Annotated in this window: 11 protein-coding genes; 2 read left to right on the forward strand and 9 right to left on the reverse strand. The window is 66.9% G+C overall.

All coding sequences use genetic code 11. From position 1 onward, the window contains the following. Positions 1-6: 6 nt before the first annotated feature. Both ISO4_RS14255 and cysM read right to left on the reverse strand, forming a co-directional pair. Positions 7-786, reverse strand: a complete 780-nt coding sequence (locus ISO4_RS14255) for a 3'-5' exonuclease (RefSeq protein ID WP_194856640.1) — start codon at positions 784-786, stop codon at positions 7-9. Continuing rightward, positions 783-1,697, reverse strand: a complete 915-nt coding sequence (cysM, locus tag ISO4_RS14260) for a cysteine synthase CysM (protein WP_194856648.1) — start codon at positions 1,695-1,697, stop codon at positions 783-785. Before cysM ends, ISO4_RS14255 begins: the two co-directional genes overlap by 4 nt. A gap of 121 nt (positions 1,698-1,818) precedes the next feature. Between cysM and ISO4_RS14265 the strand changes: the two genes are divergently transcribed. Then, positions 1,819-4,533 (forward strand): response regulator, encoded by a 2,715-nt coding sequence (locus ISO4_RS14265; protein WP_194856641.1) that lies wholly within the window; start codon positions 1,819-1,821, stop codon positions 4,531-4,533. Between the two features lie 74 nt (positions 4,534-4,607). Continuing rightward, positions 4,608-6,071, forward strand: coding sequence for a protein adenylyltransferase SelO (locus ISO4_RS14270; RefSeq protein ID WP_194856642.1), 1,464 nt, complete (start codon positions 4,608-4,610; stop codon positions 6,069-6,071). Here ISO4_RS14270 and pdxJ read toward each other — a convergent pair whose 3' ends face one another. From pdxJ to lepA, 7 genes are read right to left on the reverse strand one after another with little or no spacing between them, the layout of a single operon-like run. After that, complete coding sequence (pdxJ, locus tag ISO4_RS14275; RefSeq protein WP_194856643.1) at positions 6,072-6,824, reverse strand: pyridoxine 5'-phosphate synthase; 753 nt, start codon at positions 6,822-6,824, stop codon at positions 6,072-6,074. A 53-nt stretch (positions 6,825-6,877) separates the two neighbouring features. After that, complete coding sequence (gene recO / locus ISO4_RS14280) at positions 6,878-7,555, reverse strand: DNA repair protein RecO (protein ID WP_142950098.1); 678 nt, start codon at positions 7,553-7,555, stop codon at positions 6,878-6,880. Further along, the gene (era, locus tag ISO4_RS14285; RefSeq protein ID WP_194856644.1) at positions 7,542-8,438 is read right to left on the reverse strand and encodes a GTPase Era; all 897 of its coding nucleotides are present in this window, start codon (positions 8,436-8,438) and stop codon (positions 7,542-7,544) included. The genes recO and era overlap by 14 nt, the downstream gene beginning before the upstream one ends. After that, a complete protein-coding gene (gene rnc, locus ISO4_RS14290) occupies positions 8,435-9,115 on the reverse strand; it encodes a ribonuclease III (RefSeq protein WP_194856645.1) in 681 nt (226 codons plus the stop codon). Before rnc ends, era begins: the two co-directional genes overlap by 4 nt. After that, complete coding sequence (locus ISO4_RS14295; protein WP_228548156.1) at positions 9,115-9,495, reverse strand: DUF4845 domain-containing protein; 381 nt, start codon at positions 9,493-9,495, stop codon at positions 9,115-9,117. Before ISO4_RS14295 ends, rnc begins: the two co-directional genes overlap by 1 nt. Continuing rightward, positions 9,495-10,286 (reverse strand): signal peptidase I, encoded by a 792-nt coding sequence (lepB, locus tag ISO4_RS14300; protein WP_194856646.1) that lies wholly within the window; start codon positions 10,284-10,286, stop codon positions 9,495-9,497. Before lepB ends, ISO4_RS14295 begins: the two co-directional genes overlap by 1 nt. Next, entirely contained in the window at positions 10,287-12,086 is a 1,800-nt protein-coding gene (lepA, locus tag ISO4_RS14305) for a translation elongation factor 4 (RefSeq protein ID WP_142950094.1), read from the reverse strand. Between the last annotated feature and the right edge of the window lie 360 nt (positions 12,087-12,446).

Consider the following 12,446-nt stretch of genomic DNA (forward strand, 5'->3'; position numbering starts at 1 on the left):
TCACTGTTAATTGCCCGCGGCTTCCCAGGCTTCCAGGAAGCTCAGGAAGTGCGGATGCCCTTCGGCTTTCAGGTAATCCCGCAGCAGGTCCAGCTCGGCCTGGTAGCCGGTGGCGTCGAGCTCGCCGCGCAGCATCTGGAAGCGCAGGAACACCAGCCAGGTGTTGAGCACGTCGGTTTCGCAGTAGTCGCGGATCGCCTTGAGGTCGCCGGCCTGGAAGGTGTCGAACACCTTGGCGCCGCTCATCCCCATCTTTCCGGGGAAGCCCAACAGGGTGGCGATCTGGTCCAGCGGCGCGTTGGCGCGGCCGTTGAACATGGCCAGCTGTTCCATCAGGTCCAGGTGGCGCTGGTGGAAGCGGCTCAGGTAATTATTGAAGCGGAAGCTGGTGTCTTCGTTGCCGGTTTCCCAGAAGCGGCGCGCCACCACGCCGTGCTTGAGGGCGCGGTAGTTGAGCACCGGCAGGTCGAAGCCGCCGCCGTTCCAGCTGACGATCTGCGGGGTGAAGCGGTCGATGCCGTCGTAGAAGCGCTCGATCAGCTCTTTCTCGGTGCTGTCCTCGTCGCCCAGGGACCAGACTTTCACGCCCTGGGCGGAGCGCAGCACCACGGAGATCGCCACCACCCGGTGCAGGTGCAGGCGCAGAAACTCGGAGCCGTTTTCCTGGCGGCGCAGATTGAACAGCGCGCTGGCGGTGTCCTTGTCACTGAGGCCGTGCAGGTCGTAAATGCGGCTGCCGCCTTCCAGGTCGGGCACCGTCTCGATATCAAACACCAGCACGTTCATTGGCCGGCCTCCGCGTTGCCCGCCTCATTGAAGACGCCGGTGGACAGGTAGCGGTCACCCCGGTCGCAGACGATGGCCACGATCACCGCGTTCTCCAGTTCCTCGGACAGCTGCAGGGCGGCCGCCACGGACCCGCCGGATGAGACCCCGCAGAAGATGCCTTCCTCGCGGGCCAGCCGGCGCATGGTGTGTTCCGCCAGGTCCTGGCCCATGTCGATCACGCGGTCGACGCGGGCGGCGTCGAAGATGCTCGGCAGGTAGGCCTCGGGCCAGCGGCGGATGCCGGGAATCGAGGCGCCGTCGGTGGGCTGCAGGCCGACGATCTGGATCTCCGGGTTCTTCTCCTTGAAGAACTGGCTGCAGCCCATGATGGTGCCGGTGGTGCCCATGGAGCTGACGAAATGGGTGATCGCGCCGCCGGTCTCTTCCCAGATTTCCGGGCCGGTGCTTTCGTAATGGGCCAGCGGGTTGTCCGGGTTGGCGAACTGATCCAGCACCCGGCCCTCGCCGCGCGCCTGCATCGCCTGGGCCAGGTCGCGGGCGCCTTCCATGCCCTCTTCCTTGGTCACCGAGATCAGCTCGGCGCCGTAGGCGGCCATCGCATCGCGGCGCTCCTGGCTCTGGTTGGCGGGCATGATCAGCTTCATCTTGTAGCCGCGCATGGCCGCCGCCATCGCCAGAGCGATGCCGGTATTGCCGCTGGTGGCCTCGATCAGGGTATCGCCGGGCTTGATCTCGCCGCGCTGTTCCGCCTTGATGATCATATTCAGCGCCGGCCGGTCCTTGACCGACCCGGCCGGATTATTGCCTTCCAGCTTCACCAGAATGGTGTTGGTCGTGTTCCCCGGCAGGCGCTGCAGGCGCACCAGTGGCGTGTGGCCCACCGTGGATTCAATGGTCTTGTAGGTCATGGGGCGCATTGTAGCTTAACTCCGGGGCCGTGACAGGGCGGGATGCGCCGCTCGCCAACTGCGGCATAATGGCGGCACTGAAACCGCCACCATAATCAGAACAGAGATTTTCAGGGGAACCATGGCCCATTCGAGCCTGCGCACGCGCATTCTGGTGATGACCGCCCTGCCCGCCTTCCTGGCGGCGCTGGTGATCGGCGGCTACACGCTGGTCCACCGGATGGTGGAAGTGCGCGCCGACACCGCCCACCGCCAGCAACTGATCATCGAGAGCTACGCCGCCCGTCTGGCGGCGCTGGGCGAGGCCGAGCAGCCGGCCTACGAGCCGCTGCTGCGCGCCCTGCTGGAGGAGCCGGACGTGCGCGCCGCCTCGCTGCTGGACAACCAGTCCGGCTGGCAGTCCCACGCCGGGCCCCGGTTGCGCCCGGTGCAGGAAGCGGAGCGTCTGGAGGGCGGCGGCCGCCGGCTGGTCACCGATTCCAGCTGGCAGCTGGTGCGCGCCCTGCCCGGCCAGCGCAACCGGCTGCTGACGGTGGAGTTTTCCCGGCAGGGGCAGTACATCGAGATCCTTGAGGCGGTGCTGACGATGATCGCCGTGGTGGTGGTGCTGGTGCTGTTGGCGGTGATGCCGGCGGTGCGCTTCGCCAAGCGGCTGACGCAGCCGGTGGATTCGCTGTTGGACACGGTGCGGCGGGTGCGCGACGGCGACCTGAGCCCGCCGCCGCCGGCGGGGGCCCAGGGCGAGCTCAAGGAGCTGGAGGACGCGCTCGGCAATATGGTGGCGGCCCTGGACGAGGCCCAGGCCGAGCTGCAGCAGAACGTGGACCAGGCCACCCAGGACCTGCGCGAGACCCTGGAAACCATCGAGATTCAGAACATCGAGCTGGACATGGCGCGCAAGGAGGCGCTCAAGGCCAGCCAGATCAAGTCGGAGTTCCTGGCCAATATGAGCCACGAGATCCGCACGCCGCTGAACGGCATCATCGGCTTCACCCGCCTGCTGGAGCGCTCCACCCTGTCGCCCCGCCAGCAGGATTATCTGGGCACCATCCGCAAGAGCGCCGAATCGCTGCTGTCGATCATCAACGACATTCTCGACTTCTCCAAGATCGAGGCGGGCAAGCTGTCGCTGGAGCATATTCCGCTGGACCTGCACGACATCATCGAGGACGTGCAGACCATGCTGGCGCCGATGGCCCAGGAGAAGGGCCTGGAGCAGGCGGCGATCATCTACTCCGACGTGCCCACCGGCCTGCTCGGCGACCCGCTGCGCATTCGCCAGGTGCTTACCAATCTGGTCAGCAACGCGATCAAGTTCACCGAGCGCGGGTCGATCGTGGTGCGCGCCATGCTCGAGGAGGAGCGCGGCGCCGAGGCGGTGGTCAAGATCACCATCACCGACACCGGCAACGGCCTGTCGCCGGACCTGCAGAAGAACCTGTTCAACGCCTTCACCCAGGTGGACCAGAGCGCCCGCCGCCGTGAGGGCGGCACCGGCCTGGGCCTGGCGATCTGCAAGCGGCTGGTGGAAGGCATGGGCGGTGAGATCGGCATCGACAGCACCTCCGGGCGCGGCTCCACCTTCTGGTTCACGGTGCGCGCGGAGCGCGACGGCAGCGGCGAGCCGGAGCCCGCCCCGGTGGCCCTGAAGGACCTCAGCGTGACGCTGGTGGAGGCCAATGAACACGCCCGCCTGGCGCTGTACCACATGCTCAGCGGCTGGCGGATGCAGGTGACCGAGCTGCAGGCCCTGGAGCAGCTGCACGACCACCTGGAGACCGACACCCTGGCGAGCACCGATTATTTTCTGCTGGCGGCGCCGGCGTCCCTGCCGGACCCGTCACGTCTGACGCCGCTGGTGGAGCGTCTGCTGGACACCACCGGCAAGCCGGTGATCGTGCTCACCGCCCACGCGGACGCCCTATCCGGCCAGCTCAGCGGCCACGCCGAACAGTGCCGGGTACTGGGCAAGCCGCCCACCCGCCGGCGGCTGCGCGACGGCCTGCTGGAACTGGGCGGTCTGGCGGAACCGGCGTGCGCCGGCGCGGCCTGCGGCGGCGCCGCGCTGCACGCCCGGGTGCTGGTGGTGGACGATCACCCCGGCAACCTGAAACTGGCGCGGGTGTTCCTGGAGGAGATGGGCGTCGACGTGGTGCCCTGCGCCAGCGGTGAGGAAGCGCTTACCGCGTTTTCCCGGGGCACCTTCGATCTGGTGTTCATGGACGTGCAGATGCCGGGCATGGACGGCCTGGAAACCACCCGCCAAATGCGCGAGCGCGAAGGCGAGGGGCTGCGCACGCCGATCATCGCGCTCACCGCCCACGCCCTGGAGAGCGAGCGACGTTCGCTGCTGGCGGCGGGCATGGACGACTACCTGAGCAAGCCGATCACCGAGGGGCAGCTGCGCCACACCCTGGAGCGCTGGACCCGCACCGACGGCGCGGAGGCCGAGCCGGTCGCGGAAGAGGCGCCGGCGGCGCCGGAGCCGGCCGCCACCGACCTGGTGGTGGACGAGGCGCTCGGCAAGCAGCGCGCCGGCGGCCGCGAGAATCTGGCCCGGGACATGTTCAGCATGCTGCTGGCCAGCCTGGAGCAGGACGCGCCGGGCATTAACGCCCTGTCCGAAAGCAACAACCGGGACGCCCTGCTGGAGCGCGTGCACAAGCTGCACGGCGCCTGCCGCTACTGCGGCACGCCACGGCTGGAGCGGGCCGCCCGGGAGCTGGAAGAGGGCCTCAAGACCGAGGTGGACGACGGCCGCCTGGAGCACCTGGTGGCCGCCCTGCTGGCGGAGATCGAAAGCGTGCGCCAGTACGGCCAGGCGGCGCGGCTTTAGGCCGCGCCGGTCACGGCCCGGGTGGTGGAGTCTGTTACCCTTGGCTGGCAGTCATTCTTTCATGGAGCACCCGCATGTCCGCCAACCCGTTCGGCTTCCGGTTCGACAACAGCTACGCCCGCCTGCCCGAGACCCTGTTTGCGTTCTGTGACCCGCAGCCGGTGCGGGCGCCGGAGCTGCTGTTGTTCAACGGCGAGCTCGCGGCACAGCTGGGGCTCGACGCCGAAGCACTGAACAGCGACACCGGCGCCGCCCTGCTGGGCGGCAACCGGCCGCTGCCCGGCGGCGAGCCGCTGGCCCAGGCCTACGCCGGCCACCAGTTCGGCAACCCGACCATGCTCGGCGACGGCCGCGCGGTGCTGCTCGGCGAGCAGCTCACCCCGGACGACCAGCGCCGCGACATCCAGCTCAAGGGCTCCGGGCGCACGCCGTTTTCGCGCGGCGGCGACGGCCGCGCCGCTCTCGGCCCGATGCTGCGCGAGTACATCATCAGCGAGGCGATGCACGCCCTGGGCGTGCCCACCACCCGCGCGCTGGCGGTGGTCGGCACCGGCGAGCAGGTGCTGCGCGACACCGCCCAGCCCGGCGCCATCCTCACCCGGGTGGCGGCCTCGCACCTGCGCGTGGGCACCTTTCAGTACGCCGCCGGCCGCCAGGACAAGGCGCTGCTGGAAACCCTGGTGGACTACACCCTCAAGCGCCACTACCCGGACCGGGTGGGCGCCGAGGTGCCGGCGCTGGCGCTGCTGGAAGGGGTGATGGACCGGCAGATCGCATTGATCACCGAATGGATGCGGGTGGGCTTTATCCACGGCGTGATGAACACCGACAACGTGGCCCTGTCCGGCGAGACCATCGACTACGGCCCCTGCGCCTTCATGGACCGCTACCATCCGGAGACCGTGTTCAGCTCCATCGATCAACGCGGCCGCTACGCCTACGGCAACCAGCCGGTGATCACCCAGTGGAACCTGGCTCGCTTCGCGGAAACCCTGATTCCGCTGATCGACGACGACGCCGACCGCGCCGTGGAAACCGCGGAGGCGCTGATCAAAAGCCACACCGAGCGCTACGCGCAGCGCTGGCTGGTGATGATGCGCGGCAAACTGGGGCTGTTCGGCGAGGAGGACGGCGACGCCGCCCTGGCCGCCGACCTGCTCGACTGGATGGCCCGCCACGACGCCGACCACACCAACACCTTCCGCGATCTGATCGGCGGCGCCACGCCGCCGGGCGAGCCGTTCCAGAACGACGAGTTCGGCGACTGGCACCGGCGCTGGCAGGCGCGGCTGGGCCGCAACGGCAAGGCCGAGGAGGACGCCTGGGCGCTGATGGGCCGCCATAACCCGGCGGTGATCCCGCGCAACCACCAGGTGGAGGCGGCGCTGTCGGCGGCGGTGCGTGACGGTGACCTGGCGCCGGTGAAGGCGCTGCTGGCGGCGCTGGATGACCCCTACCGGGACCGGGGGCCGGACGACCCCTACCGGCAGCCGCCGGCGCCGGACGAGCAGGTGCTACGCACCTTCTGCGGCACCTGACTAAAGGGCGCTGCCGGCGGCACCGTCGATCAGCACACGCATGGCGCGCACCGCTTCGTCCAGGCCGGTCATCACCGCCCGGGCGATGATGCCGTGGCCGATGTTCAGTTCGTTGATGCCGGGGATCGCCGCGATCTCGCGGGTGTTGTGGTAGTGCAGGCCGTGGCCGGCGTTGACGATCAGCCCGGCCTCGCGGCCCAGCGCCACCGCGTCGCGAATACGGGTCAGCTCGCGGCCCGCCGCCTCCTTGTCGCGGGCTTCCGGCGCGGTGAGGTCGGCGTAGTGGCCGGTGTGGATCTCGATGGCCGGTGCCCGGCAGCGCACCGCCGCTTCGATCTGCGCCGGGTCCGCGTCGATGAACAGGGACACTTCGATGCCGGCGTCCGCCAGCCGCGCGCAGCAATCACGGATCCAGTCTTCGTTGGCGACCACGTCCAGGCCGCCTTCGGTGGTCAGTTCCTCGCGCTTTTCCGGCACCAGGCAGCTGTGCGCCGGGCCGATGCGGCGGGCGATGCCGACCATTTCCTCGGTGGCGGCCATTTCCAGGTTCATGCGCGTCTGCAGGGTGTGCGCCAGCAGCTCCACGTCACGGTCCTGAATGTGCCGGCGGTCTTCGCGCAGGTGCACGGTGATGCCGTCGGCGCCGGCCTGCTCGGCGATCAGCGCGGCCTGCACCGGGTCCGGGTAGCGGGTGCCGCGGGCCTGGCGCAGGGTGGCCACGTGATCAATGTTGATGCCGAGAAGAACGGACATGGGGGTGCTCCAGCAGCGGATTCAAAGGTTGGGGGAATGGTAGCAGAACCGCTCTAGCGGAACAGTTCGCGGCTGCGCAGGGGGCGGTCGCCGAGGTGCGGGGCCAGCGCCTCGCGCAGCAGCGCCTTGGCGGTGCGGCGCACGTCCGCGTCCCACTGGTCGCGGCCCAGGGCCAGCAGGTGCTCGCCGTAGTAGCCGTCGACGGCGGGCCGCAGGCCCTCGCCGCCTTCCCAGCGGTAGCGGCTGGCCGGGTCCAGGGGCTCGCCCTGCAGGTCGTGGTCCAGGGCCAGGCCGTAGCCGACGTCTTCCAGCAGCATCATTTCGAAGCGGCGCAGGGTGATGTCCAGGGGCGTGTCGCCGGCCAGCTCGGCCAGGGTGCGTTCGTACACCGGCCACAGGTCCGGGTGGGCGTCGTCGCGGTGCAGCAGGCGCACCAGCAGTTCGTTGACGTAGAAGCCGCAGTACAGCGCCCGGCCGTGCAGGGCCAGGCCGGGGCCGCGCGGCTCCACCTGGCGCAGGGTGAACAGCTCGCCGCCGGCTTTCAGGTCCACCCAGAGCGGCGCGAACGGCGCCAGGGAGGCGTCCCGGCGGCCACCGCGCGCCACCGCGCCGACCCGCCCCTGATTGGGCAGGAACAGGTCGACGATCAGGCTGGTGTTGCGGAAGGCGCGGCGGTGCAACAGCCAGGCCGGGGCGAGGCCGTTCGGGCCGCCGGTCTCAGCGGTGGTCATAGCCCAGCGAACGCAGGGCGCGTTCGTCGTCGGACCAGCCGGCCTTGATTTTAACCCACAGGGTGAGCATCACCTTGCGGTCGATCAGGCGTTCCATGTCCTCGCGGGCCTGGGTGCCGATGCTTTTGATGCGCGAGCCCTTGTCGCCGATCAGGATTTTCTTCTGGCCGCGCCGCTCCACCAGGATGGTGGCGGCGATGTCGGTGACCTTGGGGCCGTCTTCCCAGATGTCGATTTCCACGGTGATCTGGTGGGGCACTTCCTGGCCCAGCTGGCGCACCACTTTTTCGCGGATGATCTCGGCGGCCATGAAGCGCAGGCTGCGGTCGGTGAGCTGGTCGTCGTCGAACCAGAAATCCCCTTTCGGCAGGCGGCTGGAGAGCGCTTTCTCAAGCACGTCCAGGTTGTGGTCGCGCAGCGCCGACACCGGGATCACCTCGGCGAAGGCGAAGCGCGCCGCCAGGCTTTCCAGGTGCGGCAGCAGCAGGGATTTGTCGGTCAGGTTGTCGACCTTGTTGACCAGCAGAATCACCGGCGTGTCGCCGGCGCGCTGCAGCAGGCCGAGCACGTGCTCGTCGCCTTCGGTCCATTTCAGCGCGTCGACCATGAAGCAGATCACGTCCACGTCGGACAGCGCCGACTGGGCGGCGTCGTTCATGGCCCGGTTGAGGGCGCGCTCCTGGCCGGTGTGGATGCCGGGGGTGTCGGCGAACACGATCTGGTAGCCGGGGCGGCTGAGAATGCCGTGGATCCGGTGACGGGTGGTCTGCGGCTTACGGGAGGTGATGCTCACCTTCTCGCCGATCAGATGGTTCATCAGGGTGGATTTGCCCACATTGGGGCGGCCGACGATGGCCACCACGCCGCAACGGGTGTCGCTCATGCTGACTGCTCCAACCAGTCCAGGGCCTGTTCCGCGGCCTGCTGCTCGGCGCGGCGGCGGCTGGCGCCGCTGGCGGTGAATTGCCGGGACAGGTCCGGCAGGCTGCAGGCCACTTCGAAGGTCTGTTTCGGCGCCTGTCCGGTCACCGACAGCACTTCGTAGGCGGGTAACTCATGCTTGCGCGCCTGCAGCCATTCCTGCAAGCGGGTTTTGGCGTCCTTGCGTACGCTCTGCGGGGAGATCTGCTCCAGGCGGTCGGCGAACCATTTCAGCACCACGTCGCGGCAGGCGTCTTCGCCGCCGTCGATGACGATGGCGCCGATCAGCGCTTCCAGGGCGTCGGCGAGGATCGAATCACGTCGGTTGCCGCCGCTTTTCAGTTCGCCGCCGCCGAGAATCAGGTACTCGCCCACGCCCAGCTCCCGGGCCACTTCCGCCAGGGTCTGGCCGCGCACCAGGAAGGCGCGCATGCGGGTGAGCTGGCCTTCGGCGGCTTCCGGGAAGCGGTGAAAAATTTCCGAGGAAATAATCAGGCTGAGCTGGGAGTCGCCGAGAAACTCGAGCCGTTCGTTGTTGCGGCGACGGCTGACGCTGCGGTGGCTGAGCGCCAGTTGCAGCAGCGCCGGATCCTTGAACTGATAGCCGAGACGGCGGGTAAGACGATCCAGATCATCCATTACTGACCAATATTCTTGCTGAAGGTGTGGTCGAACTCCATCACCACGAAGACGTTGTAGAACATCGGCTCGCGGACTTCGTAATCGACGCCCACGGACAGCTGCCCGCCGGCTTTCTGGATATCCAGATCACGCACGCCGATGGCGTTCACCTGGTTGATGGTAAAGCGCTTGCCGATGGCGTCGTAGACTTCGCGCTCGGACATCAGCGCGGTCTTGCTGTCGGAGAGCACCGAATTGATCGCCGAGCGGATGGTGTTGTACTCCATGTAGGCGGGCACCATGCGAAACGCGGCGGTGCCGAACACCGCCAGGATGATCAGCACCACCACCCAGCCGATCAGGGAAAGCCCGCGCTGACGGGAAGGACCTGTGATCATTATTCTGCCTCCACTTTATCGATCGCCCCATTACGGGAGAAGCTCGGCCAGGAGAAGATCGGGTCCCAGTGCATCCAGATCAGGAAGGCTTCCCCCACCACCAGGTCCTCGGACACCACGCCCCAGAACCGGCTGTCGTTACTGTTGTCGCGGTTGTCGCCCATCACGAAGTAGCTGCCCTCGGGCACCTGCCATTCGCCCTGGGTGCGCTCCGGAATCATGGCGTCGCCGCTGTACGGATTGACCCGCCCTTCCTGCCAGATCAAATGCGGCTGTTCGCCCAGGGTCTCGACGTATTCACGGCGCCACACCTGCGAGTTGCGCTCGCGGCCGACCAGCTCACGGGGCACCGCCTCGCCGTTGAAGTAGAGCACGTTGTCACGCACCGCGATGCGGTCGCCGGGCAGCCCCACTACCCGCTTGATGAAGTTCTGCCCGGTGTCTTCCGGGTACTTGAACACCATCACGTCGCCGCGCTCCGGCTCGCCCAGCGGGATGATCTTGGTGTTGGTCACCGGCAGGCGCAGGCCGTAGGAGAACTTGTTGACCAGAATAAAATCATGAACTTTGAGGGTCGGCAACATGGAACCGGAGGGAATGGTGAACGGCTCGACAATAAAAGAGCGGATCACCAGCACGATGAACAGCACCGAAATCAGCGAATTGGAGGTCTCCACCGTGTTGCCGATCATGCCCTTGCGCTGGCGCAGTTTGAGCGCTTTGTCCGCCAGCCAGATGATTACCGTGACGAACAGCGCCAGGGTCAGCCACATTCCCACATCAATATCCATTTAGTCGTTCACCTTGAGTACGGCCAGGAACGCGGCCTGGGGGATTTCCACGTTACCCACCTGCTTCATGCGCTTCTTGCCTTCTTTCTGCTTCTGCAGCAGCTTTTTCTTGCGCGACACGTCGCCGCCGTAACACTTGGCGGTGACGTTCTTGCGCAGCGCCTTGACGGTCTGGCGGGCGATGATCTTGCTGCCGATGGCGGCCTGGATCGCCACGTCGAACATCTGGCGCGGCACCAGCTCCTTCATCTTCTCGATCAGGGCGCGGCCGCGATGGGCGGACTGGTCCAGGTGGCAGATCATCGCCAGGGCGTCGACCTTGTCGCCGTTGATCAGCACGTCCACCTTCACCAGCTTGGTGTCCTGGAAGCGCTCGAAGGAGTATTCCAGCGACGCGTAACCGCGGCTGGCGGACTTCAGGCGGTCAAAGAAATCCAGCACCACTTCCGCCATGGGAATGTCGTAGGTGAGCGCGATCTGCTTGCCCAGGAACTGCATGTTGATCTGGTCCCCACGGCGCTCGGTGCACAGCGTGATCACATTGCCCACGTACTCCTGGGGCACCAGGATATTGACCCGCGCGATGGGTTCGCGGAATTCCTCGATCAGGTTGCTGTCCGGCAGCGACGACGGGTTGTCTACGTACAGGGTGGAGCCGTCGTTGAGGATCAGCTCGTAGACCACGGTGGGCGCGGTGGTGATCAGGTCCAGGTCGTATTCCCGTTCCAGGCGCTCATGGATGATCTCCATGTGCAGCATGCCCAGGAAGCCGACCCGGAAGCCGAAGCCCAGGGCGTCGGAGCTTTCCGGCTCGTAGAACAGCGAGGCGTCGTTGAGCGCCAGCTTGGAGAGCGCGTCGCGGAAGTCCTCGTAGTCGTCGGCGTTGACCGGGAACATGCCGGCGTAGACCTGCGGCTTGACCTTCTTGAAGCCGGGCAGCATTTCCACGTCCGGCGTCTTGGCGTGGGTCAGGGTGTCGCCCACCGGCGCGCCGTGGATGTCCTTGATGGTGGCGCTCACCCAGCCCACCTCGCCGGCCTCCAGGATGTCGGTCTCTTTGCGCTTGGGGGTGAACACGCCCAGGCTGTCGACCACGTGGTTCTGGCCGGTGGATTTAACGTGGATCTTGTCGCCCTTCTTGAGGCGGCCGTAACGGATCCGCACCAGCGAGATCACGCCCATGTAGTTGTCGAACCAGGAATCGATGATCAGCGCCTGCAGCCGCGCGTCGCGCTCGCCCGCCGGCGCCGGAATACGCTCCACCAGCTGCTCGAGCAGGTCGTCCACGCCCAGGCCGGTCTTGGCCGACACATGGCAGGCGTCGGTGGCGTCCAGGCCGATGATCTCCTCGATCTCCTCGGCGACCCGGTCCGGTTCCGCCTGCGGCAGATCCACCTTGTTGAGCACCGGCAGCACCTCCAGGTCCTGCTCGATGGCGGTGTAGCAGTTGCCCACCGACTGCGCTTCCACGCCCTGGGCGGCGTCCACCACCAGCAGCGCGCCCTCGCAGGCGGCCAGGGAGCGGGACACCTCGTAGGAGAAGTCCACGTGGCCGGGCGTATCGATGAAGTTGAGCTGGTAGGTCTCACCGTTACGGGCGGTGTAGTAGAGCGTCACGCTCTGCGCCTTGATGGTGATGCCGCGTTCGCGCTCCAGGTCCATGGAATCCAGCACCTGCTCCTTGAGCTCGCGGTCGGACAGCCCGCCGCAAACCTGAATGAAGCGGTCCGCCAGGGTGGATTTGCCGTGATCAATGTGCGCGATGATGGAGAAATTGCGAATGTGCGTAATGTCGGTCACGTATACCCGCCAGAGCCGGAAATGAAAGAAGACACAATGGAGCGCGATTCTAGCGGATTAGGGCGCCAGTGGATAATCCCTCTTGTTTGCAGACCCCAGAGGTACTGATCTTTGGGGTGTGGGGCTCCGTATCCGAGACGCGGTGCAATGGTGGTGCCTTCCGGGACCGCTCAAGCCATCCATGGCCGCTGTTCGTTTGGCCATCCCTGGCCAAACAGCTCCCTCCAGGCACCACCATTGCCCCGCTCACTGGACAGCGGAACCGCCACGGGTCACAAAACCGCCAGGACCATTCTACAAACCTGACTTCGTAGCAGCCCTTGGCGGTGAGTTTTCCAAGGAGCGCCGGGATCGGGTGGG

Source organism: Alloalcanivorax venustensis ISO4 (assembly GCF_015356855.1).
GTDB lineage: Bacteria > Pseudomonadota > Gammaproteobacteria > Pseudomonadales > Alcanivoracaceae > Alloalcanivorax > Alloalcanivorax venustensis.

Bases quoted from the DNA above. Each gene is read 5' to 3' on its own strand.
- recO (WP_142950098.1), bottom strand. From the start codon at position 7,555: ATGACCACCGCTGAGACCGGCGGCCCGAACGGCCTCGCCCCGGCCTGG.
- ISO4_RS14295 (WP_228548156.1), bottom strand. From the start codon at position 9,495: ATGATCACAGGTCCTTCCCGTCAGCGCGGGCTTTCCCTGATCGGCTGG.
- rnc (WP_194856645.1), bottom strand. From the start codon at position 9,115: ATGGATGATCTGGATCGTCTTACCCGCCGTCTCGGCTATCAGTTCAAG.
- pdxJ (WP_194856643.1), bottom strand. From the start codon at position 6,824: ATGTCCGTTCTTCTCGGCATCAACATTGATCACGTGGCCACCCTGCGC.
- ISO4_RS14265 (WP_194856641.1), top strand. From the start codon at position 1,819: ATGGCCCATTCGAGCCTGCGCACGCGCATTCTGGTGATGACCGCCCTG.
- era (WP_194856644.1), bottom strand. From the start codon at position 8,438: ATGAGCGACACCCGTTGCGGCGTGGTGGCCATCGTCGGCCGCCCCAAT.
- cysM (WP_194856648.1), bottom strand. From the start codon at position 1,697: ATGACCTACAAGACCATTGAATCCACGGTGGGCCACACGCCACTGGTG.
- ISO4_RS14270 (WP_194856642.1), top strand. From the start codon at position 4,608: ATGTCCGCCAACCCGTTCGGCTTCCGGTTCGACAACAGCTACGCCCGC.
- ISO4_RS14255 (WP_194856640.1), bottom strand. From the start codon at position 786: ATGAACGTGCTGGTGTTTGATATCGAGACGGTGCCCGACCTGGAAGGC.
- lepB (WP_194856646.1), bottom strand. From the start codon at position 10,286: ATGGATATTGATGTGGGAATGTGGCTGACCCTGGCGCTGTTCGTCACG.